This is a genomic window from Pedobacter sp. BS3 (assembly GCF_008274585.1).
Lineage (GTDB): Bacteria > Bacteroidota > Bacteroidia > Sphingobacteriales > Sphingobacteriaceae > Hufsiella_A.
In genome coordinates, this window is the sequence record NZ_VTRT01000001.1 from 725247 (window position 1) to 747000 (window position 21754).

Genomic DNA, 21754 nt, shown 5'->3' on the forward strand with positions numbered 1-21754 from the left:
AACAGGATGAATATCGGAAAATTCCGGCAGATTAATCCCTGTCTTTAGAAAGCTTGGTGATTTTCAGGGGATTGGCCGTTAGTTCTTTCATCTCTTTACGCCGTTCAACAATGTTTACGGCGGTGAATATAGCTTCCAGGAATGATGCCGGAGAAGCCAGGTTTTTACCGGCAATGTCATAGCCTGTGCCATGGTCTGGCGAAGTACGTACCACAGGCAGCCCGGCGGTAAAGTTTACGCCGTTATGAAACGCGATACTTTTAAAAGGGATTAATCCCTGGTCATGATACATGGCCAGTACCGCATCAAATTTCAGGTAACTGTGATTGGCAAAAAAACCGTCGGCTGGGTATGGGCCGAAGGCAAAAATGCCTTTTTCATTAGCCTGGTGAATGGCCGGGACAATGATGTCTTTTTCTTCTGTGCCAATCAAACCATTGTCTCCGGCATGAGGATTCAGTCCCAGAACGGCAATTTTGGGCTTTTGTATCCAGAAATCGGTTTTAAGGCTCTCGTTCATTAACCGTAGCTTTGACAGGATGGCATCAACGGTTATCCGGGGAGCTACTTCCTTAACGGGAACATGACCTGTTACCACGCCTACCCGCAGCTCTTCGCCAACCAGGAACATCAGCGAATCGCTGGCTCCCGCTTTGGCCTGTATATATTCAGTATGTCCGGCAAAGCGAAAATTATCATTCTGGATATTGTGCTTATTGATGGGGGCAGTAACCAGGGCATCAATTTTCCCGCTTATCAAATCGTCTACAGCCCGCTCAAGCGAAATAAACGCGTATTTTCCGCCGGTTTCATTGGCAATGCCCAGGTCTATCTTTACATCCTCATCCCAGCAGTTGATCATGTTCGCCCGCCTGCTGTTGGCCTGCTGTGGGGATTGAATTACATTAAAGCTAAAATCATTTATATTCAGCGCCTTACGGTGAAAAGAGGCAATTTTGGTATGACCGTACACAATCGGTGTAAAAAAATCGAGTACCCGGCTGTCGGCCAGCGATTTTATGATTATCTCAAGGCCAATACCATTAACATCGCCAACAGAAATTCCAATTTTAATTTTTTCGCTCATCCGTTTAAACTTAAGGTTTGCACCGGCCTCATCAGCCAAAAGCTACAGCCTGTAACATATTTGCCAAACCGTTAAAGTCGCAAAATAACTACTTTATCGTAAAAATTGGTATTTCTGACAGGTATTTTACCGTACTTTGTATGCTATGAGTTTGGTACGAGCCAAAAAACACCTGGGACAGCATTTTCTAACCGATAAAAATATTGCCCGCAAAATTGTTGAAAGCCTGCAAAACGGCTCGAAAAAGGTGCTTGAAGTAGGACCGGGAATGGGCATTCTGTCTGATTTTTTGCTTCAGCAAAGCGATTTTGAAACTTACCTGATTGATGTGGATACCGAATCGTTTGAGTTTCTGCAGCAAAAATACCCACAACTGGGCGACAGGCTAATAAACGGTGACTTCCTGGAAATGAATTTTGGCGATGTTTTTCCCGGCAGTTTCAGCATTATTGGCAATTTTCCGTACAATATTTCATCGCAGATATTGTTTAAAATTATTGATAACCGCGAACAGGTTACCGAGGTGGTGGGCATGTTCCAGAAAGAGGTGGCTGAGCGTTGCACGGCAAAACCGGGCAGCAAGGAGTACGGCATCCTGAGCGTATTGCTGCAGGCATATTACCAGGTGGAATATCTGTTTACCGTTAAAGCTGGGGTATTTAATCCTCCGCCTAAGGTATTGTCGGCTGTTATACGCTTAACGCGAAACGGCGTTACGCAACTGGGCTGTAATGAATCTTTGTTTAAGAAAGTGGTAAAAGCAGCTTTTAATCAACGCCGGAAAACATTACGAAATGCACTTTCTGTACTGGTAAGCAAAGACAAAATGCCCGATACACCCTTGCTTGAACTACGGGCGGAACGGCTTAGCGTAAGCGATTTTGTGGAGCTGACAAATGCCCTTTCAGAATAATATCTTTGAACTTTTATAACATTATCACTGCATGGATAAACCAGCCATCTTAATTGTTGACGATTTACATCCCATATTTAAACAACGTGCCGGGCAACTGGGCTACCAGGTTGATGATTATCCGCAGTTTACGCTGGCTGATACACTGGCTAATATCGGCCGGTATCATGGCCTGGTGGTTCGCACTAAATTCAGGGTCGACAAACAACTGATGGATGCCGGCGAACAGTTAAAGTTTATTGCAAGGGCTGGTTCAGGGATGGATAATGTTGATGAGGATTATGCCCGGTCTAAAAATATCCAATGTATCAATGCGCCCGAAGGTAACCGCGATGCCGTAGGTGAGCATGCTATCGGAATGTTATTGTCGCTGATGAATAACCTCCGCAAAAGCGATATAGAGGTACGTAATGGCGTGTGGAACCGTGAAGGGAACCGGGGCTATGAACTGAAAGGAAAAACCGTTGGTATTATTGGTTATGGCAATAATGGTCAAAGTATTGCCCGTAAGCTGAAAGGTTTTGATGTAACGGTTTTAGCTTATGACAAATACAGGGTGAATTACGGCGATGAATTTGCCCGGCAAGCCGGTATGGATGAAATTTTTGAACAGGCAGATATCTTAAGCCTGCATATACCGCTTACTGCCGAGAGCCGCTACCTGGTTACGGAAGATTATCTGCAACGGTTCCGCAAACCGATTTTCTTTGTCAATACCGCCCGTGGCGAGATAGTAAACACACAGGCTATACTACAAGCTATCAAGTCCGGTAAAATTATTGCAGCAGCGCTCGACGTGCTCGAAACCGAGAAATTTCCGGCATTAAAAGAGCAACCCTGGTTTAACGAACTGGCAGCAAGCAACCGGGTGTTATTGAGTCCGCACATTGCCGGCTGGACATTTGATTCGTACCGCAAAATCAGCGAGGTGCTGGCGGAGAAATTAGAGCAGCTGGGAAATGGCTTATAGCTGATGGCTCATAGTTTGAAAAATCTGAAGCAATGTAGCAGCTACGAGGATTCCTGAAGTTCACTTGCGTTTTACTTCGCCCGTTCATATTGCACAGGCCATTGGATGTCTACGCCCAATTCTTTGGCAGCATGTAATGGAAAATAAGGGTCGCGTAAGGCTTCACGAGCAATGAATACCAGGTCAGCCTGTTTGTTTTGCAAAATAGTTTCGGCCTGTAAAGCATCCGTTATTAATCCAACGGCACCTGTCAATATGCCGGTTTCTTTCCGGATACGTTCTGCAAAGCCCACCTGGTAATTAGGAGCGGGCTTAATTTTTGCATAAGATACCAGCCCTCCGGAAGAGGTATCGATCAAATCAACACCACTGGCTTTTAATATTTCCGCAAGCTGAACCGATTGCTCAATATCCCAGCCACCTTCCGCATAATCAGTAGCAGAAATACGCACAAAGAGCGGTAGATCTTTGGGCCATACGGTTTTTACCGCTTCAATAATTTCAAGCAAAACCCTGATTCGGTTATCAAAACTGCCGCCATATTCATCGGTACGCTTATTGCTTAACGGCGAAAGAAATTGGTGAATGAGATAACCATGTGCCGCGTGAATTTCTAATACCCGGTATCCTGCATAAGATGCACGTTTTGCAGCCGTTTTAAAGTCGTAAACCAAGCTGCCAATTTCGTCGGCAGAGAGCTCATGCGGTTCGTTGTCATTATTCCAAAAGCCAATTGGCGAGGGTGCAACAGTTTGCCAGCTGTTTATACCCTCTTTTAATTGTTTGCCGCCATTCCACGGAAGATCGCAACTGGCCTTGCGCCCGGCATGAGCAAGCTGTATGCCGGCCACCGCCCCTTGCAAATGAATGAACGAAACAATTTGTTGCAGCTTTTCAATATGCTCGTCACGCCATATACCTGCATCGCCGTAAGATATACGTCCTTCGGGGGATACTGCGGTAGCTTCCTGCATCACCAGTCCGGCGCCACCCACCGCACGACTGCCTAAATGAACCAGGTGCCAGTCGGTTGCAAAACCATCGGTACACGAATACTGGCACATGGACGAAATAGTGATCCTGTTTCTGATGGTTACATTTTTTACAGTGAGCGGTGAAAATAACTTTGACATAAACCGGTTCTTTAATGTGCAAAATTACCGGTATTCATTAGCCAGGCTGTTTTAATTGTGTCATAAGGCCTGGAGAAAAGTCATTGATTGTTCAAAATAAGCTAAAAGGCTGTTAAAGTGAGATCAAATTTACATAATAAGCTATATCGGCTTGATCAGGCAAAGAGTGCCAGGATATTCTATACAAGGTCTGCGTGAGAAAAGGCTCACGCCAAGGGGCTCTGAGAAGCCACGCCAAGAACGCCAAGTTTTTTCTTTGCGAGCTTTGTGTAAAAACCTTGCGGGCTTAGCGTGAAGAATTCCAAGCCAAGCTCGCTGAGAATATCACGTCAAGAGCGCCAGGACATTCTTTGCGAACTCTATGTAGTCCTTAATAAGCTTTGCGTGAAAAATTCCACGCCAAGGATATGCATGAAAGTATATTTAGCCTTAGCGGACTCAGTAAGAGATAAGTCCGCTAAGTACTTTTAACTTATAATCCCGCTAAACCTTACGGCCCATCATCAGGATCTCGCTTACCAGGATTTCGGTAACGTAACGTTTTTGACCTTCTTTATCGGTGTAGCTGCGTGAAGTTAGTTTACCCTCTACGGTAATCTCGCTGCCTTTATTTAAATACTGCTCCGCGAGCTGAGCATTTTTATTCCACAACACCAGGTTATGCCATTGGGTGTCTTTTACCAGTTCGCCTTTGTCGTTGCGGTAAGTATCGTTGGTGGCCAGCGATACACGTACTAATTTTTTGTTGTCTCCAACTACTTTCACTTCGGGTTGGTTGCCCAGGAATCCTGCCAGGCGAACACTGTTTCTTAAATTGCTCATCGTGTTAAATTATTAAAGTAAAACATCTGTTAACGACCGGTAATACATCGTGATTACCGACAGGACAAAGTTGCAACCGTTGCGAAAATTTAGCCGGATGATAAACATTTATATTCGTGTATAAACGTTTATACACGGATAATTTTTTGTAGATTTATAACCTAAACCATTTTAAATCCACGTAATGGAGCGTTTTTGCTTAGATTGCGGCGCTGTGGTAAAGGGCCGTGCCGACAAAAAATTTTGTGACGATCAGTGCCGGAGTAATTATAACAACCGTTTAAAGGTTACCGATAACAGTTATGTAAACCAGGTGAATAAGATACTGGCTAAAAACCGGCAGATCCTGCAAAAGTTGAATCCCGAAGGAAAGAGTAAGGTTAATAAGAATAAGCTGCTGAACGCCGGTTTTAATTTTAATTATCATACGCATCATTACCAAACTCAGAACGGGCATACGTATGTGTTCTGCTATGACCAGGGCTACCTTGCCTTAGCCGACGATTGGTATTTGCTGGTAAGGAAAGAGGATAATGGATAGCTTTGTGTCATAATAGCAATGCCGGTTTCTTACTTAACTGATATCTTAATGAGTAATCATTCGGGAAATATCCCGGTAATTTATTTTAAACAGGGTAATAATACATTTGATATTTTTGAAGTGGATGAAAAAGCCAGATAAAAATCCGCTCAGCGTGCTGAGAGGTTACTATTGACTTAACCCATGTTCAGGCACCGAGGTAAAACACGAACCTTTAAGCATAATCTGCAGATAGCTTCCCTGTTATCATTTATTGCCGGCATTGTTAATGTGGCAGGCTTTTTATCAGTTCAGCGCCTTACAACCAATGTTACCGGACATTTTGCCTTTTTTATTGACGAGGTTTTTAAGCTCAATTTGGTGCAGGCACTGAGTTATTTCCTGTATATTTTCTTCTTTTTCCTGGGCTCGTTCGTTTCCAGTTTCCTGGTAGAAGTGATTTCAAGGCGCAACCGTAGCAGCATTTACAGCATCCCTGTAATTATAGAAAGTGTTATTTTGGCTGTAGTGGCCTTATGGGGTGAGTTAACAGCGTTTAAACACCCGGATTTACTGGCGTTTTGCCTGCTTTTCGCCATGGGCCTGCAAAACTCGCTGGTTACTACCATCTCGAATGCTGTGGTTAGAACCACTCACCTTACCGGGCTGTTTACTGATCTGGGCATAGAATTATCGCAATTGTTTTTTTACAAACAGGAGCAGCAGAAAAATAAGCTCCGGTCTTCTATACGCCTGAGACTTACCATTATTAATTTCTTTTTCCTGGGAGGTGTGGCAGGTGGCGTATTCTATTCTTTTATCGGTCTTTATGAGCTGCTTATTGCCGCTGTCATACTTATTCTGGGCTTGGTTTACGATAATGTGCGGATCAGGCTGAGGCTGTTGAAAAGGCGGTTGAGCTGAGCTCATTTCTTTTTTCGGGCATCTTTTAATACTTGCTTTTCATCTTTTTCCAGCTTGCGTTGCAATTTTTTTATATCATCAGAAGGAGGCAGTTGTTCTGGTTTTACGCCACGTTCTATAAGCATTTTTCTTACTGCAAAATTATTATCTATGTGCTCTTTAGCTATGGGTTGCTCTCCATGCAGATCTTTTTCTATCACATTGTGGCTGGTTAGCTCGGTAGCAAAATCCTTTGCCTTGATGGTAAGTGTCGGAAGAAAATCTGCCAATGGCCGGGTTGCCGGGATAGCAAGTTTGTGTTTCATCTCATTGGTAGAAAAGCCGCCAAATAAGGCCTCATCGCCTTTGCTACGGATAATGGCAAAACCTTTCTCATCTACCCCTCTTTCATAAATAATTCCCGATAATTTTTTCTCCGATTTAGATAATTTCTCTCTGGCGGTTACCCGTGCAATATCAAGTAACCGTTGTTCAATAATTTCCTGCTTTCGCGTTTGTACAGCAAAATAGGTCTGTGCAAACGCAATGGCCGGTTTGGTAGCATCGCCATTTTGAGCGATAAGGTAGCAGGCGTATCTTGTAAGAGCAATATCTTCAATTTTCCGCTGCGATCCACTTCCCAAAACAACCATTTTGTTAACATCAACAAAATGGTCGGAAACTATATTTTCGCTGTTTTTACAAGCAGCTTTGGCCTTATCAACAACTTTTAAAAAGTTACGCCATTCTTTATAATTGAAAATGCCCTGCAACTCTCGTGCACTCCAACATTCTATGCCTTTATAATCATAACAGGCATGTTCAAACTGCTCAAGTAATTGTTGTATTTGCTCCCTTTTCATTTGTACCAATATAACACTTTAGAATATAATGATACAAATACAATGTGTTACTTAATTGCCGGAGAATTAAGGTAGTTCGTTCTGTGAGTTGGGTAATGTGTGGATAATTATCCCGCCATCTCCGCCAGCGCTTCTATCCACATCGGGTTATCGTTCAGGCTTTCTACCAGTTGTACCTTTGCGCCGCCCAGTGTTTTAAACTCTTCATGGTATTCTACACTCACCTCGTAAACGGTTTCCAGACAGTCGGCAACAAAAGCCGGGCAAAGTACCAGTAAGCGTTTTTTACCATCGGCGGCAAGGGTTTTCAGCACTTCGCTGGTATAGGGCTGTACCCAGGGATCTTTCCCAAGGCGGCTCTGGAAGCACACGGTATAGTTTTCCCTATTAATGCCAAGCTCGGCAGCAATACGCCGGGCGGTATCATAGCTTTGGGCAGAGTAGCAAAATTTATTGGTCGGATTGAGGGATTCGCAGCAATTCTCACGTTTCAGGCAGTAATTGCCGCTATGATCACATTTCTGCAACTGGCGTTGGGGCAGTCCGTGAAAGCTGAACAGAATATGATCGTACGTTTCAGGCTGATGTTTGCGGGCATTTTCGGCAAACGTTTTAATCATCAATTCATTATCATGAAAGGAATTGACAAATGAAATATTGGGGATAGTAGGCCAGCTTTTTACCAGCTCCATCACCTTCTGGATAACCGATCCGGTGCTTGCGGACGCGTATTGCGGAAACAGGGGAATAACGCGGATACTTTCCACACCGGCGGCTTTCAGCCGGTCTAAAGCGGCGGCAATAGACGGGCTTTGATAGCGCATGGCCAGTTCCACGTAATAGTCATCGCCCAGGCGTTGTTGTAATAATTCGGCTTGTCGGATGCTGTAATATAACAAAGGCGATCCAGTCTCCGGCGACCAGATCTCACGGTAAAGTTTGGCTGATTTCGGTCCCCTGAACGGAACGATAATACCTTTAATAAGCAAGGCCCGGCTAACCACGTTGATGTCGATCACCCGCTCATCCATTAAAAACTCATCCAGGTATTTCCGCACATCAGGTACCGACGGGCTATCAGGCGTGCCCAGGTTTACCAGTAAAATTCCTTTTTTAGATCCGGTCATGGACGGCAAAAATAAGCAGTTACCGGCGATAAATAAATGACCACCGTCATTTTGATGCTGTGATGACTTAGCATCGCGGAAGCATCAACGCATTTGCCATAACTTCCACCAGGGAACGCCGGGGTGTTCATGATGCTCATAATGATAACCAAAGAAATAACACGACAGAAAAGCGGCCAGGTGGTTTTTACGCTGCGTTCGCGAATGGTGTTTATTGCTATGCTCGCCGTGATGCGGCAGCCAGGTGCCGAAATAAAATAATTGCAGGGTGCTAAGCAGCGAAGGCAAAACCCAAAACAGGATAAGATTCCGTTCCGGGAATGCTAACTTGAGGATATTGAACAGTACGGCAAGGCATAGAATCTGCCACCAGGATAAATATTGAGCGATAAACCGGGCATACCAGGTTACAAAACTACCTTCGTGATAATCGGGATCCTGCCGGGTGTGTACATAACGGTGATGCCGGTGATGTTTAGTGTATAATTTACGATATGGAAACAACGCATACAGGAAAGTGCAAACCTGCCCGATAACCGTATTTACGGTTTTGTTGGCCGAGACTGTTCCGTGCATGGCATCGTGAGCGGTAATGAATAAGCCGGTATACAGGTGCATTTGTACCAGCACCATGAAATAAACCAGCGGATTGTTCCAGCTAAACTGCCAGCTTAACAGCGTGCCCAGGCAAACTCCCCAGCAGGCAATCAGCGTAATCGCGATGAAAAGTCCCCGGGATGAGCCGCTGTTTGTCATAGTAAATTGTTTTGTAGAGAGAAACGTGCCGCGTATTGGCGATGGGCTGGATTTTTAGCACTGAACTTTAATCGAAGAACAAAAGTTGAATTTTGCACTTCCGTTGATACGAAGACGTTCAGCCCGCCTATCGCCAATACGATGTTAGCGGGTCGTTGTTTTTCTGTCGTATGTTTTACTATTGTCATTCTTTAAAAATCCGTCTGCAATTTTTGAAATTAACGAATGATTTAAACTCCAAGCATAATAAACTTCATTCGCCCACTTTCTTATTAGTTCAACACATTCGTTTGCCGTTGTCGCCTTAGTCAAGTCTTTTGCCGTTATGTTACCCCTTTCCAAAGGTTTTGGAACAGCAAGAAATTCACTCTGTCTGTTTAATTTATATTCATTCAGATAACCACTTAATAGCGGTGATTTTTTATAGCTCCAATGTTGATTTTTGTCAAGTATTAAATTCAATCTTGTCAAGTGAAAATGATTGCTCCACCGTCCGTGAATTTCTGGATGTTGCAAGGCGTGTGCATCAACGCTTAAAAATCTTGAAATGTGATATTCCGAATTATTAAAGTCTAAAAGTTCAAGTCCATTGTTGTAATTGTCCATACAGTCAAAAATGCCTTTTTGATAGTCCGCACCACAAAATTGACATTTCCCTTTGTCGGAAAGTGTTACACCATTTTTTGTTGCTTGGTCGATAAAGTCTTGCATTTTCTGTTGTCTGTTTTGTCTTTACGATGTCGTTCGTTACAATGCCCGCTAACGTAGCGCTTGGCAGGTTTTTAATTTTGACTTTTGACTTGACATCAGTACGTTTCCAACTGGGCTTTTACCTGCTCCATCAGCCACATCGGTGTTGAGGTGGCGCCGCAAATGCCAACCTTATCGTTGGCAGCGAACATTTCAGGGGTCAGTTCATCCGGGTTGGAAATGAAATAGGTATTTGGATTATTGGCTTTACAGATCTCATACAGCACTTTGCCGTTGGATGATTTTTTACCGGATACAAATACAATACGGTCGAAATTTTTGACGAAATCCCGTAGCTCCTCGTCGCGGTTAGAAACCTGCCTGCAAATGGTATCATTAGCCTTTATCTCATAGCCCCGTTCCATTAGCTCGGCCTTGATCTGGTAAAATTTGTCGGTGCTTTTGGTGGTTTGGCTATACAGGGTAAACTTTGCCGGAAGATCGGCATCGTTAAGCTCTGAAATATCCTGGAAAACCAGCGCCTCGTTATTGGTTTGTCCCTGCAAACCGATAACCTCGGCATGGCCGTGCTTACCAAAAATCAGGATTTTCTCGTCGTTATCGTACGAGCCTTTAATACGGTTTTGTAGTTTCAGCACTACAGGGCACGAAGCATCTATCAGTGTGATATTGTTCTCAAGTGCTGTTTTATAGGTTTCGGGAGCTTCACCATGTGCCCGGATCAGCACTTTTTCGTTCTTCAGCTTTTTCAGGTCATCGTGCCGGATAATGCGCAAGCCCTTTTGCTTCAACCGCTCTACTTCTTCATCGTTATGGACAATATCGCCCAGGCAGTATAAATAACCCTCCTGTTCCAGGATATCTTCGGCCATGTCGATAGCGTACACCACTCCAAAACAAAACCCCGACGAACTATCTATGGTAACCTGAAGATTGCGTTTCATGATACAGGAAGTGCTGGTAATCTCGCAAAATTACGAATTAATATTTAGTTGGTCAGGTGTTTGGATGTTTTGTTTTTTGGGTAGTTGGTTAGCTTGATTTGTGATATCGCAGTTTTTGGTAAGCAATTCAGCAATAAAACAATCCGACAATTGAGCAATCGTAAATCTCACTACACAATACTCTTTTTTCAAAACGCCCAAATATTCAACGCGGCAAAGAACAATACCTGCACAATGAACAAAACAGCGGCGGCGATATTTTTTCGCCGGAACCGGAACTGGAACAGGAAAAGCAGCATAACGAACGAGAACAGGAACCAGGCTACGTAATTACTGAAAGGAATGTTCATATCCGCCCAGCTCCAGTAATTGTATTTTACAGCCACTGGCTCTATCAGGATATCCAGGAGCACTAATAGAACAGCGCCGAGCAGGGCTCGTTGTACCCGGTTACGTATTTGCAGCATCACCACAAAGGCGGCAACGGAATAAAGCAGCATGGACCAGTTAATACCTATCATCAGGGGAACATCCAGCAGCTTGAGCCCCAGGGTATTGCCGTATTGGTAATCGCCGAAGATAGTTCCGGTGCTTATTCCCAGCAGTTCAATAAAGAACCCGGCAAGGTAGGCCATAGTCAGGAAAAGCCAGAATGCTTTTCGCCGGTCGGGTTGTCCGGCAATGAGCAATGCCATCATGAGCAGCAAGTGAAAAGGAACCAGCTTAAGAAACAGGGGCGTCCAGACCGGGTACAGAAATCCTATCAGACCAACAGTATGAAACAGGATAATGAGTGCACAGTTAGTGCCGGGTTTCAGAAGCGGTTTATTTTTCGCCCTTTCCATGTCAGGTTACCGGATACGTGATTTTTTATCGATAAGCCTGCAATAATAAGCATATTTATTATTTGTATGGGATGGAGCAGAACGTTGATCCATACCTTTTGGCCGGATAAGTATGCAATCATGACGCGGCTTAGGATGATCAAAGTTACGGCAAAAAACAGCAATTGGAAATTCAGATAAACAGCTACATAAATTGGTCCAAAAACAACCAGTAAAAGATAGATGAGCAGCATGGGAATATTGTCGTTAAAGCCGGCCAGGAAATTTTTGCCGAATCCCCGTATTGCTTCGCCGTAACCTGAATACATCCGGCAACGGATATAACCGTTGGCCAGCAAGGCTTCGCCTTTAAAACCTTCAGCTTTAAGCGCTTTCATAATCTCGATATCTTCTACCACACGGTTTTTAACTTGTTTATGCCATTGCCGGTTCCGGTAATTTTCCGCATCAAACAGCATGAACTGGCCGCTGGCCGCGGCGAACGAGGGATTGTTTGACAAGCGTACCAAACGTAAAGGCAGCAGGTTCAGCAGCACAAAGTGCATGAGTGGCACTACAGTGTATTCGCCTAACGTTTTCATTTCCTGGTTGGTAAACAGGCTGAGCAAGTGCTGTCTGTTCATTTTCATGCGATGTACGGCATTGTTGATCAAGCCATCGGCAACCAGTTCATCGGCATCGAGGAATAAGAAATAGTCGCCTGTTGCGAGTTCGGCCAGTTGGTAGCAGGCGAAGTTTTTCCCAAGCCAGCCGTCGGGGAGAGGAAGTCCCTTTACCACATGGAAGCGGGAATCCTGCTTGCAGAGGCTTTCGGCGGCGGGATAAGTATGGTCGGTTGAATTATCGTCGAGCACAATAACTTCTATGTTCTGATAATCCTGGTTCATGAGCGAGATGAGCAATCCGGGTAACGATGCTTCTTCATTACGGGCAGGAATGAGTACCGAAACCTTATCGGTATATCGCCTGGGCGACATGGTGAGCTTCGGGTTGGAGATCATGTTGAACAGCGTAACCGTAAAGCGGAGGATCAGGAAGAAAAATATAATGTAGTATATGATCATCTAAACAATTTTAACGCACTGTTGCTGTCGCGAACGTTCATAATGCTTGTTGTATGCGTTTTTGATAAGCTGCAGGCTGGTAAATTCTTCGGCCTGCCAGTTGTGCAGGTAAACCGTTATACCGGGCTTGCGATGCTCAAAATAATCGGTAAATAAGGCGGCTAAAACATACTGAAATTTTTTCCCTGCCGACTGTGCCAGCCGGAGCAATCCCCGCTCAAAATCTACCTGCGTAACATGCGAGGAGTACAGTTTTCCCTGCGGGAATATGACCACCAGGTTATTTTTATCCTTTAGCAATTCTCCGGCATAGTCTAATGTTTCCAGCATGTCTTTTGATCCTTTTTTAACGGAAAAAGCGCCGAGGTATTTTAGAAAGGCAACTTTACGGTAGTTTTCTTCGCTAACCATAATGTGGAACTTCCGCTTAAACAGCAGCTGGTTAAGCCGGAATAACAGGAAGCCATCCCACCAGGAAGAATGATTGGCCAGCAGCAAAATGGCCTGATCGGGATGGGTTTCTACCGCATTGAACTGAAATGTGTAGAAGTCTCTTTTTATGCTGCGGGCAATATAAAAAGAGAAAAACCAATAAATCAGCTTATTTTTTCGCGGGCCGTACATCAGGGTAAAGATACCTGTACGATTGGTAAAATGAAAAAGACTGTACTAAATCAGGGCTTTATAATGGGCTCTTTTTTGCAGTCTGTCACGGACTAAATTGCTTTTGCTTTTTTCAATATGTTGTTGAAACGGTCAATGTCAGTAAGTAGTTTCGGTAAATCGCGGTCAAGCCACGCCAAGAACGTAAGCATTTCGTTGTATAAATCTTCTATGTCTTGTAAGTTGCCAAAAATCGGCTCATAATGATAAATTCTATTGCGTAATGTCCGTATGCGATAGAGTGCATTTGCGATTGTGTCTCTTTGTCGTAAGTGTTTAGGCGTATTTTTGAAAATCAGTCTTAACGGTTTCCAAAGTAACCCCGTGTAGTGTCTGTTAAACAACCTATTCCAAAACCCAAAATTCAACTCCGCAATCATCCTGTCTGCCGTAATGGGCTTACGTTGTGCTGTTAGTTTTTGTGTTGCTTCTGAAACAAATGGCAAGAACTCAACAGGCAAATTATTTTTGAACCAATATTCATCCTGGAAATGAGCCTTCAATGCTTCATTTACAGCATTTCTCAAACTGATTTCAAGAATGGACAGAATAGGGTAGAAGGCTTCAGAAAGTTCAATGTTTGCCTTGTAAAGCAGATAGGCTTTATCAAAGTCGTTAATCGTTTTGGCAAGATATATGTTAAACCTTGGCGTTGATAGGTAGTATTTTAGCTGTTGTTTGGTCATAAAACGATATAAATTTGCGAAAATTTTTGTTCCGAGCCGAAAAATGGTGTACATTTGTTTTGTGATGCTGCTTCCTCCTCTCCCAAACTCGTGTTGGTGATGAAAGCAGCTTTAGTTTTTTATAGGAGTCTTGTTAACCCAAAATGCAAGACTAACAAAAGCAGAAGTCCCTTTAAATCCTTTTCTGTAAGTGTATATTTGTGGTAAATAATACATCTATGCGAATTAGGTAATACATCAATACGCTTATAATTGGATTACTATGGATTTGATTAATTTATTCAATCAACCCATCCACAATTCTGGCTGAAAGCAGTGCCAGCGGAATACCGCCGCCGGGATGTACACTTCCGCCGGTAAAATATAAGCCCTTGCATTTCGAAGAAAAATTAGCATGCCTGAAAAAAGCCGCGAACCGGTTGTTGGATGCCGTGCCATACAGCGATCCCTGGTAAGAGGAGGATTGATGCTCTATTTTTCGCGGGTCGAGAATCTCTTCGCATACAATCAGCTTGCTGATATCTTCGCCTAACGAGAAACGGCTTTGCGAAGGAGCGGAAATAGAAGCACAAAAGTTCAATTTAGCACTACCGTAGCATAAGCCATTTTCTATTTGCTAAATTACAAAAAAGGAAATAAAAATGGCTTATGCGGTGATAGAATTACAGACGTTGAGTTTTTTACTTAACCCGCTCTTTTGCAAAACCGATGTTAGCGGTTCGTTGTTTTCTCTTTTTTTCGTCTGTAATGTAGTTGTGTTAATCCTGTCTCAAACGTTTTTGTATTCACAAGTTCAAGTTCTTGTTCGGGTCTGCCGTCTTTGAAAAGTCGTGTTCCATTGCCAAGCAATACAGGAACGACAGAAATAATGAACTCATCAATTAAGTCATTTTTCAAAAGTTCGTTTATTATTTCTGCGCCACCGTCACAATAAATATTTTTTCCGTTCTCTGATTTCAGTTGTCGTACCAATTCTGTCAAGTTTCCTGTATAAAATGTTGTCTTACCAATACTTGGTCTTTCTGTCCTTGTGATAACATACACGTTCCTTTCGCCATTGTCGTAGTGAGAAACACCGATTTCTTTAAGTACATAATCATAAGTTCTTCTACCAATAATCAATGTGTCAATAGTATCTGTGAATTCTGCATAACCATAGTCTTCTCCTGCTTTTTCAACAAGCTTTAAGAAAGTAAGGTCGTCATTTGGTTTTGCGATATAGCCGTCTAAACTTGTTGCAATAAAAAGTGATATTTTTCGCATTTGTTTTAAATCTTAATGTTTCTGCAAAGTTAGTTTTAGGCGACTATTTGCACTTTGTAAAAATGCGACATTTTAAAGTTGTGATGGCAAAAGTCCTGTATTTCGTTTGATTTCATTAGTAAGATGCGAATGGTCATAATAGCCACATTCAAAAGCAATATCTAAAAAACTTCGATTTTTATTTGAATTTTTGATAATGCTCAAAGCCTTTTGAAAGCGAATAATGTTTGAATATTCTTTCGGGGATAGTCCAACAAACTTTTTAAAATTCCGCTCTAATTGTCTGACAGTTGTGAAATTTCGTTTTGATAATTCGTAAATGCTGATTTGTCCGTTTGTTGAATGAATATCATTAATAACCGATTGTAACGGATTATTTTTGATTTTTATTCTCTCGGAAAAAAATTGGTTAAAATAGTCTGATGGGCTGTTGAGAATTTTAGCGACATTAAATGAATTGGATTTTTCAAACTCAATGGTATCGTTCGTCAATTCATTTTGTGGGGCGTAATTATAGAAATTAATAAAAGTCGCTGGTTTTAGACACACGCCTACTAAATGAGTATTATTATCAATAAAACTGTCTTTAAATGAAGTCATCGCACCAACTACATACGTTTTTCCAAACTCCATAGAAAGCGAACCGTTATCTGTTAAACAAGTATCTCCCAAATTTATTAATATGCCTGCACAACCGTCCGGAAAAACCCGTTCCCATTGTTTTTCAAGTTCGTTTCCTTTCAGCTCCCAATAAAAATGAATAAAGGGCTTTAAGTCTTTGTCAGGTTTTATCTTTTTGTACTCCATTGCTTTCTGTTGTGCACTCGATACAATGACCGCTAACATCCGGGTTAATTTTTTTAGGATATACTGCCGTGCTTCCGCGATAAGTATATTCCAGTTTTGACCGCTGTTTGCCGGCGCATTAATCATCACGAACCAGTTCTCGGAGCCTTCGGGAGCATCACCGGATTGACGTTTGGAGCTGATATTGATATAAATGGTAGGATCGTTACTGATGGTTTTGGTGTTGCCAGATATGCCTGAATTCATCCTCATAATCCTCACTGAAAAAGATATTATGCAAATCCAGTTGCTCAAAGCGCTTGCTGATGCCCCAGTAAAATATCAGGGCCGAACTGCTTCTTTCCTGGCGCAGTACACGTTTAGGGAAATTCCTTTCGTTAAGCAGTTGCCTGTAAGTAAACCAAACATCCATGTTTGAAACGATGACATCCGCGTTTACCTGTTTCCCGTTTACCTCAATACCGGTTACCCTGTTTTTGTCGGTAAGAATCCTGGTAACCTTTGAACGGTAGCTGAACTTCACGCCGGTTTCCGAAGCCAGTTTCAGCAGACTCCGCACAATGCTTTGCATGCCGTCATCGGGGAAATATGCCCCGAAATGCTGCTCGAAATGCGGAATAATGTTTAAGGTTGCGGGAGCCTAGTAAGGGTTAGAGCCGTTGTAGGTAGCGGATGAGGCTATCCGTTACCGTTTATCACATCGAAAACCCTAAGGAAAACATTGATTTAGGACTTATCAAACTGTTAACAAAAACCAAAGAGAATATAGAAAAGTTAAAACAGATCAGGATACGGTGAACAGAATTTACCGGAGGCGAGTAGGTACGCGTGTTAGCATTTGTTTACCTTTGCAGGTATGATCCATGTCCAGTCGTTTGTTTGTAACCCTTATCAGGAAAACACCTACCTGCTGTTTGACGAAACCCGTGAGTGCGTAATTATTGACCCGGGTATGTACGGCGCCGATGAGCAGAACGAGGTTTTGAAATTTATTGCTCACGAAAAGCTGAAGCCGGTTATGCTGCTTAACACCCATTGCCATATTGACCATGTGCTGGGCAACAAGCTGGTTTACGATACCTATGGCTTGTATCCGCAGTTTCACGAAGGCGAGCTACCGGTTATATCGGCCGTTCCGGCGTATGCGCCGCAAATGGGCATGCATTACGATGTATCGCCTTTGCCCGAAACCTTTTTACCTGAAACCGGAATCATCCGTTTTGGTAACAGTGAGCTGGAGCTGATCTTTGCCCCGGGACATTCGCCGGCTCACTTGTGTTTTTATAGCAAGGCCGATAACTTCCTGATCGGCGGTGATGTGCTGTTTCGGGGAAGCATCGGCCGAACCGATCTCCCGGGAGGAAACCACGGGCAGCTTTTAAAGAACATCCGCGAAAAGCTGTTTGCTCTTCCTGATGATTGTATCGTATATCCCGGTCACGGACCAGAAACTTCCATCGGGTTTGAAAAGCAGCACAATCCATTCTTTTAAACAATGAATACGTCGCTGTACATAGCCAAACGGTACTTGTTCTCAAAGAAGTCCTTTAATGCCATTAACTTCATTTCGGGCATTTCCATGCTGGGTGTGCTGGTAGGCAGTGCGGCATTAATACTTATCCTGTCGGTTTTTAACGGCTTTGAGCAGCTCATCCTTTCCATGTATAATACCTTTACGCCCGAGCTGCGTATTGAGCCGGCCAAAGGCAAAACCTTTGTGGCTGATGGCCCTGATTTTAAAAACCTGAAAGCCGGTAAGCAGGTTGCCAGCTATACCGAAGTATTGCAGGAAAAGGCGTTGATTCGCTATAACGACGGACAATACATCGGGCTGGTTAAAGGAGTAAGCGCTGATTTTGCCCGGCAAAAAGGGATAGACAGTGCCATGATCCAGGGTAATTTTGACCTCGGTAAAAACGGCGAACCCAGTGCTGTGATCGGGTCGGTAGTGCAAAGCTACCTGGGTGTGAACATTCATGATCATTTCAGCACGCTTGAGCTGTTTTCGCCACGCAAAGGCGGTGGCAATGCCATTAATCCTGCCGACGAGTTTATCAAAATGGATATTCAGCCCGCCGGGGTTTTTGAGCTGCAGCAGCAGTTCGATGAAATGATTATTGTTCCTATTGCTTTCGCCCGGCAGTTATTGGATGAGCATGAAGGCGTTTCGGCCATAGAGCTTAATTTTAAACCCGGAACCTCTGTAAGCAACTACCAGGAGGAGCTATCGCGGAAGCTCGGAACGCAGTTTGTGGTCAAAAACCGCGTGCAGCAAAACCAGCTGCTTTATAAGATACTTAACACCGAGAAATGGGCTATATTTTTCATACTCACGTTTGTGCTCATTATCGCCATTTTTAATATCATCGGTTCGCTTACCATGCTGGTAATGGACAAGCGGAAAGACATTGCCATTTTACGAAGCATTGGTGCAAATGATGGCCTGATCCGCAATATCTTTTTTGCCGAAGGGATGATGATCTCCCTGGTTGGTTGCGCAGTGGGAATAGCCCTGGGAATAGTTCTGGCGCTTATTCAGCAACATTATGGACTGATCAAAATGGGCGGCGAAAATATGGTGGTTGACGCTTACCCGGTTAGTTTCAGGGCGTTGGATATTCTGCTGGTGTTTTTCACCGTGGTGGTTATTTCGGCGATAGCCTCGGGTATTTCATCACGATTAAGTGTAAAGCAGGACATGCGGCTGCAGGTGGAATAAGAATTAAATACTTGTAATTAGAGAACAGGTTATCCTAAATTGTTGTTTTCGCCGGATGTTTTGTTGTCGATTTTGCCGGATGTTTCTTTTTATTTTTAGCCTTGTAATCGGCTATAAACTTGCTGATTTCCTGTCTGTCTTTGTCTGTTAATGGTTCGCTTTGTATGATAAAGTCGACACCTTTTGGTTCCTTTATAAATCCCATTATTTTATGTTTTAAAATATTTTTCAACCAATACTTTCGCTGATTTTGTAGGTATAATCATTCTATGTCCGCCAAAGTGATGTGCACCCAACGTATCTTCATAATGTTGGTTTTGGCTGTAAATGCCACGAAGCCATCAAATCTGAATTGAAACGAGAGTTTGCATGCAAAAGCTACGAGATTTCCAGCTACACCTTCATAAAGTTTATTTTTGCTGATATTGAATGGTGCATTTTCAAGCAGATTCATAAAAATATGATCAGTTTCCTTGCGTATGCTTAGAAGACCTTGGATAATATCGGATTATGAATAATGGTCAATTTATAAACTTCATTCAGATCATTATTGAGTTCAGATTTCCAATTGAAATTCCAGCCGTTTTTCTTGATAGTTTGTCTGGTATCTCTTATAGTAAACCTTGCTACCTCAGTCGGAAAGCTATCTCCCGAAATAGTATTTTGGATAGAGTGTGTCAACTTATCCACTACAAAATCCAACTGAACTCCATCTCTCTTTTTCACTATGTGAAATTACGAAATTTTCAAATGGTACCCAAGCGTTTAAAGCTAATTGACATTTGCTATAACCGAAGATTTTCTCCCTAAAAGATTTTGCTAAATCAATTTAGTTAATACATTTGTGCCTTGTTATAAACCTCCGATAATGAAATACAGATACACGCTTCTTTTATTACACTTGTTTATTTTTAGTAACCTGTTGGCTCAGGATCTTACCAGCGAAGTAAATCCGTTCTTTGGAACTTCCGGCGACCACGGGCAGCTTTCGCCTGCGGCATCCTCACCTTTCGGTTATTTAAGCATCGGACCGCAAACCAGTCCGCATATACATCCCGGGTACGAATTTCTGGCTAAAAAATTCCTTGGATTTACCCATAACCGTTTTGAAGGCGTAGGCTGTAAAGGTAGTGGAGGCGTACTGTTTGTCAAACCCTTTTGGGGAGATAATTACAAAGACGTTGAGCTTAATAAAGTATATGACCAGGCCTCGCCGGGATATTATACCGTAAAATTTGATAACGGACTTAAGGCATCCTTTGCCGTACACCAGTATAGCGGCATTCATCAATATATCTTTCCGGCAAATGTGAAGGATAAAAGGCTGTTTATCGATTTCTCACACGCGTTCAATAACGCTTTTGTTGCCGAAGAGCATACTGTTGATCAGAATACGGTTTCCGGATGGATACAGGCAAAAACCACGTGCAGCGTAGGGACTTACAAACTGTTTTTTTGCCTGAAATTTGATAAAAGCATCCGCATAGAAACCACGGCAGATACCCATCAGCTTATCGCGGTGTTAAATTCATCCGGCACAACAAACCTCGATGTCCGTGTTGGGCTTTCGTCGGTAGATGTGAACGACGCCATCAAAAACCTGCCTGCCGGCGATATCAGTCAGGTTAAGGAAAATAGCAGCGCCGCCTGGAACCGCGAACTGGCTCATATCCGGGTAGAAGGCGATGCCGAACGGAAAAAGCTGTTCTATTCATTGCTTTACCGGGCAATCCAGTCGCCATACATCATTTCAGCTGCCGATGGCCGTTACCGGGCCATTGACGGTTCGCTGCAAACCTCCGGGCAACCGGTTTACAACGGATGGAGCATCTGGGACAATTACAAAACCCAGCTTCCGCTGCTGTCGTTTGCCTTTACAGACCGGTATCAGGCTATTGCCTGGTCTATCGCTAACTTGTACCGCTACGGTAAAAAAGATTATGCTACCCAAAACGAGCCATCGAACACCGTACGTACAGAACATGCCGTGGTTGTGTTGCTTGACGCGGCACGAAAAGGTTATCGGATAGATTTTAACTCCATTTATGATTCTGTGAAGCACGAAGTGGATCATATTGAAGCGAAAAGTCCGGATAAAAAGCTGGAAACCGCTTATGATTTGTGGGCATTCTCGCAGATTGCGGAAATATGCAAGCAGCAGACTGCAGCCGGTGAATACCTTCAAAAAGCCAAAACTCTTTACCAGGAAGCGTGGCAAAAAGATTTTAAGGATGTAAAGAAAAAAGATGTGGATAAAATGCCTGCCCGCGGCATGTACCAGGGAACGGTTTGGCAATACCGGTGGCTGGTTCCGTATGATCTGGCCGGGCTGATCAATTTATGCGGCGGCGAAAAGCAATTTACCGGTCAGCTCGACACCTTTTTTGACGACAATTTCTACTGTCACTCCAACGAACCTGATATACAGGCGCCGGTGTATTACAATGCCACCGCACAAACCTGGAAAAGCCAGCGTTTAATGCACCAGATAGGTTTAGATACCATGGTGCAAAACTACTTTAACACCAACGAACGTGATGTGGGCGCCTATATCGGCAAAATTTATCGCAATGCGCCTAACGGATATTTACGTACTATGGACGATGACGGCGGCGCCATGTCGTCGTGGTTTGTGCTGGCGGCCTGTGGCATTTACCCGGCATCGGTTGGCTACCCGGTTTATTATGTCAATGTACCTTATTTTAAAACCGTTAAAATAGAGGTTGCCCCTAATAAATACTTCACGGTTTCGGTGAGGAATTTCGACGATAAAAACATGTATATCAGGCAGATGCTTTTAAACGGCAAGGACATTGGACGTACCTGGCTTAAACATGCGGAAATTGTAAAAGGCGGAACTTTGGAAATAATTGCCGATAGTAAGCCGCAATCCTATGGCAATACCAATTTATTTGTACCATCCATTAAACAGTAATACATTTGAATCTGAAAACCAAG

Annotated in this window: 24 protein-coding genes and 1 pseudogene; 7 read left to right on the forward strand and 18 right to left on the reverse strand. The window is 43.3% G+C overall.

Features of this window, described 5'->3' with window-relative positions:
* Positions 1-31 precede the first annotated feature (31 nt).
* Positions 32-1087 carry a 4-hydroxythreonine-4-phosphate dehydrogenase PdxA gene (gene pdxA, locus FW774_RS03160; RefSeq protein ID WP_149346689.1) on the reverse strand — a complete coding sequence of 352 codons (1056 nt, stop codon included), beginning with the start codon at positions 1085-1087 and terminating at the stop codon, positions 32-34.
* Positions 1088-1232: 145 nt separating this feature from the next.
* On the opposite strand from pdxA, the gene rsmA reads away from it, so the two are divergent.
* Positions 1233-2000: a 16S rRNA (adenine(1518)-N(6)/adenine(1519)-N(6))-dimethyltransferase RsmA gene (gene rsmA / locus FW774_RS03165; RefSeq protein WP_149346690.1), complete on the forward strand. Its 768-nt coding sequence runs from the start codon at positions 1233-1235 to the stop codon at positions 1998-2000.
* A 31-nt stretch (positions 2001-2031) separates the two neighbouring features.
* Complete coding sequence (locus tag FW774_RS03170; protein ID WP_149346691.1) at positions 2032-2970, forward strand: NAD(P)-dependent oxidoreductase; 939 nt, start codon at positions 2032-2034, stop codon at positions 2968-2970.
* Between the two features lie 71 nt (positions 2971-3041).
* Here FW774_RS03170 and namA read toward each other — a convergent pair whose 3' ends face one another.
* Together namA and FW774_RS03180 are read right to left on the reverse strand one after the other, a co-directional pair.
* Complete coding sequence (gene namA, locus FW774_RS03175) at positions 3042-4103, reverse strand: NADPH dehydrogenase NamA (RefSeq protein WP_149346692.1); 1062 nt, start codon at positions 4101-4103, stop codon at positions 3042-3044.
* Positions 4104-4586: 483 nt separating this feature from the next.
* Positions 4587-4925, reverse strand: coding sequence for a single-stranded DNA-binding protein (locus FW774_RS03180; protein ID WP_149346693.1), 339 nt, complete (start codon positions 4923-4925; stop codon positions 4587-4589).
* Between the two features lie 184 nt (positions 4926-5109).
* On the opposite strand from FW774_RS03180, the gene FW774_RS03185 reads away from it, so the two are divergent.
* Complete coding sequence (locus FW774_RS03185; RefSeq protein WP_149346694.1) at positions 5110-5466, forward strand: hypothetical protein; 357 nt, start codon at positions 5110-5112, stop codon at positions 5464-5466.
* Between the two features lie 183 nt (positions 5467-5649).
* A complete protein-coding gene (locus FW774_RS03190; protein ID WP_149346695.1) occupies positions 5650-6369 on the forward strand; it encodes a YoaK family protein in 720 nt (239 codons plus the stop codon).
* A gap of 2 nt (positions 6370-6371) precedes the next feature.
* Here the strand turns inward: FW774_RS03190 and dinD are convergent, their stop codons facing one another.
* The 13 genes and pseudogenes from dinD to FW774_RS20585 all read right to left on the reverse strand — a co-directional run bounded on the left by dinD (position 6372) and on the right by FW774_RS20585 (position 16648).
* On the reverse strand, positions 6372-7211 hold the full coding sequence (gene dinD, locus FW774_RS03195; RefSeq protein WP_149346696.1) for a DNA damage-inducible protein D: 840 nt from the start codon (positions 7209-7211) through the stop codon (positions 6372-6374).
* A 107-nt stretch (positions 7212-7318) separates the two neighbouring features.
* Positions 7319-8338, reverse strand: coding sequence for a ferrochelatase (gene hemH, locus FW774_RS03200; protein ID WP_149346697.1), 1020 nt, complete (start codon positions 8336-8338; stop codon positions 7319-7321).
* 84 nt (positions 8339-8422) lie between these two features.
* Positions 8423-9094 carry a fatty acid desaturase gene (locus tag FW774_RS03205; protein ID WP_149346698.1) on the reverse strand — a complete coding sequence of 224 codons (672 nt, stop codon included), beginning with the start codon at positions 9092-9094 and terminating at the stop codon, positions 8423-8425.
* Positions 9095-9238: 144 nt separating this feature from the next.
* Positions 9239-9805, reverse strand: coding sequence for a DUF5946 family protein (locus FW774_RS03215; protein WP_149346700.1), 567 nt, complete (start codon positions 9803-9805; stop codon positions 9239-9241).
* Positions 9806-9900: 95 nt separating this feature from the next.
* Positions 9901-10749 (reverse strand): 4-hydroxy-3-methylbut-2-enyl diphosphate reductase, encoded by an 849-nt coding sequence (locus FW774_RS03220; RefSeq protein WP_149346701.1) that lies wholly within the window; start codon positions 10747-10749, stop codon positions 9901-9903.
* Between the two features lie 188 nt (positions 10750-10937).
* Positions 10938-11594, reverse strand: coding sequence for a carotenoid biosynthesis protein (locus FW774_RS03225; RefSeq protein WP_149346702.1), 657 nt, complete (start codon positions 11592-11594; stop codon positions 10938-10940).
* Complete coding sequence (locus tag FW774_RS03230; RefSeq protein ID WP_149346703.1) at positions 11564-12658, reverse strand: glycosyltransferase; 1095 nt, start codon at positions 12656-12658, stop codon at positions 11564-11566. The genes FW774_RS03225 and FW774_RS03230 overlap by 31 nt, the downstream gene beginning before the upstream one ends.
* Positions 12659-13282 carry a lysophospholipid acyltransferase family protein gene (locus FW774_RS03235; RefSeq protein WP_149346704.1) on the reverse strand — a complete coding sequence of 208 codons (624 nt, stop codon included), beginning with the start codon at positions 13280-13282 and terminating at the stop codon, positions 12659-12661.
* Between the two features lie 92 nt (positions 13283-13374).
* Entirely contained in the window at positions 13375-14007 is a 633-nt protein-coding gene (locus tag FW774_RS03240; RefSeq protein ID WP_149346705.1) for an Abi family protein, read from the reverse strand.
* Between the two features lie 277 nt (positions 14008-14284).
* Positions 14285-14539 (reverse strand): annotated as a pseudogene (locus FW774_RS03245) (phytoene desaturase); the annotation flags it as partial.
* Positions 14540-14718: 179 nt separating this feature from the next.
* Positions 14719-15270, reverse strand: a complete 552-nt coding sequence (locus tag FW774_RS03250; RefSeq protein WP_149346706.1) for a dihydrofolate reductase family protein — start codon at positions 15268-15270, stop codon at positions 14719-14721.
* A 72-nt stretch (positions 15271-15342) separates the two neighbouring features.
* Positions 15343-16323, reverse strand: coding sequence for a helix-turn-helix transcriptional regulator (locus tag FW774_RS03255; RefSeq protein ID WP_242457690.1), 981 nt, complete (start codon positions 16321-16323; stop codon positions 15343-15345).
* Positions 16283-16648, reverse strand: coding sequence for a phytoene desaturase family protein (locus FW774_RS20585; protein ID WP_242457691.1), 366 nt, complete (start codon positions 16646-16648; stop codon positions 16283-16285). The genes FW774_RS03255 and FW774_RS20585 overlap by 41 nt, the downstream gene beginning before the upstream one ends.
* A 285-nt stretch (positions 16649-16933) precedes the next feature.
* Here FW774_RS20585 and FW774_RS03265 point away from each other — a divergent pair, with 285 nt between their 5' ends.
* On the forward strand, positions 16934-17569 hold the full coding sequence (locus tag FW774_RS03265; protein ID WP_149346707.1) for an MBL fold metallo-hydrolase: 636 nt from the start codon (positions 16934-16936) through the stop codon (positions 17567-17569).
* Between the two features lie 3 nt (positions 17570-17572).
* A complete protein-coding gene (locus FW774_RS03270; protein WP_149346708.1) occupies positions 17573-18796 on the forward strand; it encodes an FtsX-like permease family protein in 1224 nt (407 codons plus the stop codon).
* Positions 18797-18830: 34 nt separating this feature from the next.
* Here the strand turns inward: FW774_RS03270 and FW774_RS20335 are convergent, their stop codons facing one another.
* Positions 18831-19001: a hypothetical protein gene (locus FW774_RS20335; protein WP_187774789.1), complete on the reverse strand. Its 171-nt coding sequence runs from the start codon at positions 18999-19001 to the stop codon at positions 18831-18833.
* A gap of 278 nt (positions 19002-19279) precedes the next feature.
* Entirely contained in the window at positions 19280-19522 is a 243-nt protein-coding gene (locus FW774_RS20780) for a hypothetical protein (RefSeq protein WP_317132754.1), read from the reverse strand.
* Positions 19523-19664: 142 nt separating this feature from the next.
* On the opposite strand from FW774_RS20780, the gene FW774_RS03280 reads away from it, so the two are divergent.
* A complete protein-coding gene (locus tag FW774_RS03280; protein ID WP_149346709.1) occupies positions 19665-21731 on the forward strand; it encodes a glycoside hydrolase domain-containing protein in 2067 nt (688 codons plus the stop codon).
* The last annotated feature ends 23 nt before the right edge of the window (positions 21732-21754 follow it).

Bases quoted from the DNA above. Each gene is read 5' to 3' on its own strand.
- pdxA (WP_149346689.1), bottom strand. From the start codon at position 1,087: ATGAGCGAAAAAATTAAAATTGGAATTTCTGTTGGCGATGTTAATGGT.
- rsmA (WP_149346690.1), top strand. From the start codon at position 1,233: ATGAGTTTGGTACGAGCCAAAAAACACCTGGGACAGCATTTTCTAACC.
- FW774_RS03170 (WP_149346691.1), top strand. From the start codon at position 2,032: ATGGATAAACCAGCCATCTTAATTGTTGACGATTTACATCCCATATTT.
- namA (WP_149346692.1), bottom strand. From the start codon at position 4,103: ATGTCAAAGTTATTTTCACCGCTCACTGTAAAAAATGTAACCATCAGA.
- FW774_RS03180 (WP_149346693.1), bottom strand. From the start codon at position 4,925: ATGAGCAATTTAAGAAACAGTGTTCGCCTGGCAGGATTCCTGGGCAAC.
- FW774_RS03185 (WP_149346694.1), top strand. From the start codon at position 5,110: ATGGAGCGTTTTTGCTTAGATTGCGGCGCTGTGGTAAAGGGCCGTGCC.
- FW774_RS03190 (WP_149346695.1), top strand. From the start codon at position 5,650: ATGTTCAGGCACCGAGGTAAAACACGAACCTTTAAGCATAATCTGCAG.
- dinD (WP_149346696.1), bottom strand. From the start codon at position 7,211: ATGAAAAGGGAGCAAATACAACAATTACTTGAGCAGTTTGAACATGCC.
- hemH (WP_149346697.1), bottom strand. From the start codon at position 8,338: ATGACCGGATCTAAAAAAGGAATTTTACTGGTAAACCTGGGCACGCCT.
- FW774_RS03205 (WP_149346698.1), bottom strand. From the start codon at position 9,094: ATGACAAACAGCGGCTCATCCCGGGGACTTTTCATCGCGATTACGCTG.
- FW774_RS03215 (WP_149346700.1), bottom strand. From the start codon at position 9,805: ATGCAAGACTTTATCGACCAAGCAACAAAAAATGGTGTAACACTTTCC.
- FW774_RS03220 (WP_149346701.1), bottom strand. From the start codon at position 10,749: ATGAAACGCAATCTTCAGGTTACCATAGATAGTTCGTCGGGGTTTTGT.
- FW774_RS03225 (WP_149346702.1), bottom strand. From the start codon at position 11,594: ATGGAAAGGGCGAAAAATAAACCGCTTCTGAAACCCGGCACTAACTGT.
- FW774_RS03230 (WP_149346703.1), bottom strand. From the start codon at position 12,658: ATGATCATATACTACATTATATTTTTCTTCCTGATCCTCCGCTTTACG.
- FW774_RS03235 (WP_149346704.1), bottom strand. From the start codon at position 13,282: ATGTACGGCCCGCGAAAAAATAAGCTGATTTATTGGTTTTTCTCTTTT.
- FW774_RS03240 (WP_149346705.1), bottom strand. From the start codon at position 14,007: ATGACCAAACAACAGCTAAAATACTACCTATCAACGCCAAGGTTTAAC.
- FW774_RS03250 (WP_149346706.1), bottom strand. From the start codon at position 15,270: ATGCGAAAAATATCACTTTTTATTGCAACAAGTTTAGACGGCTATATC.
- FW774_RS03255 (WP_242457690.1), bottom strand. From the start codon at position 16,323: ATGAATTCAGGCATATCTGGCAACACCAAAACCATCAGTAACGATCCT.
- FW774_RS20585 (WP_242457691.1), bottom strand. From the start codon at position 16,648: ATGCAAAGCATTGTGCGGAGTCTGCTGAAACTGGCTTCGGAAACCGGC.
- FW774_RS03265 (WP_149346707.1), top strand. From the start codon at position 16,934: ATGATCCATGTCCAGTCGTTTGTTTGTAACCCTTATCAGGAAAACACC.
- FW774_RS03270 (WP_149346708.1), top strand. From the start codon at position 17,573: ATGAATACGTCGCTGTACATAGCCAAACGGTACTTGTTCTCAAAGAAG.
- FW774_RS20335 (WP_187774789.1), bottom strand. From the start codon at position 19,001: ATGGGATTTATAAAGGAACCAAAAGGTGTCGACTTTATCATACAAAGC.
- FW774_RS03280 (WP_149346709.1), top strand. From the start codon at position 19,665: ATGAAATACAGATACACGCTTCTTTTATTACACTTGTTTATTTTTAGT.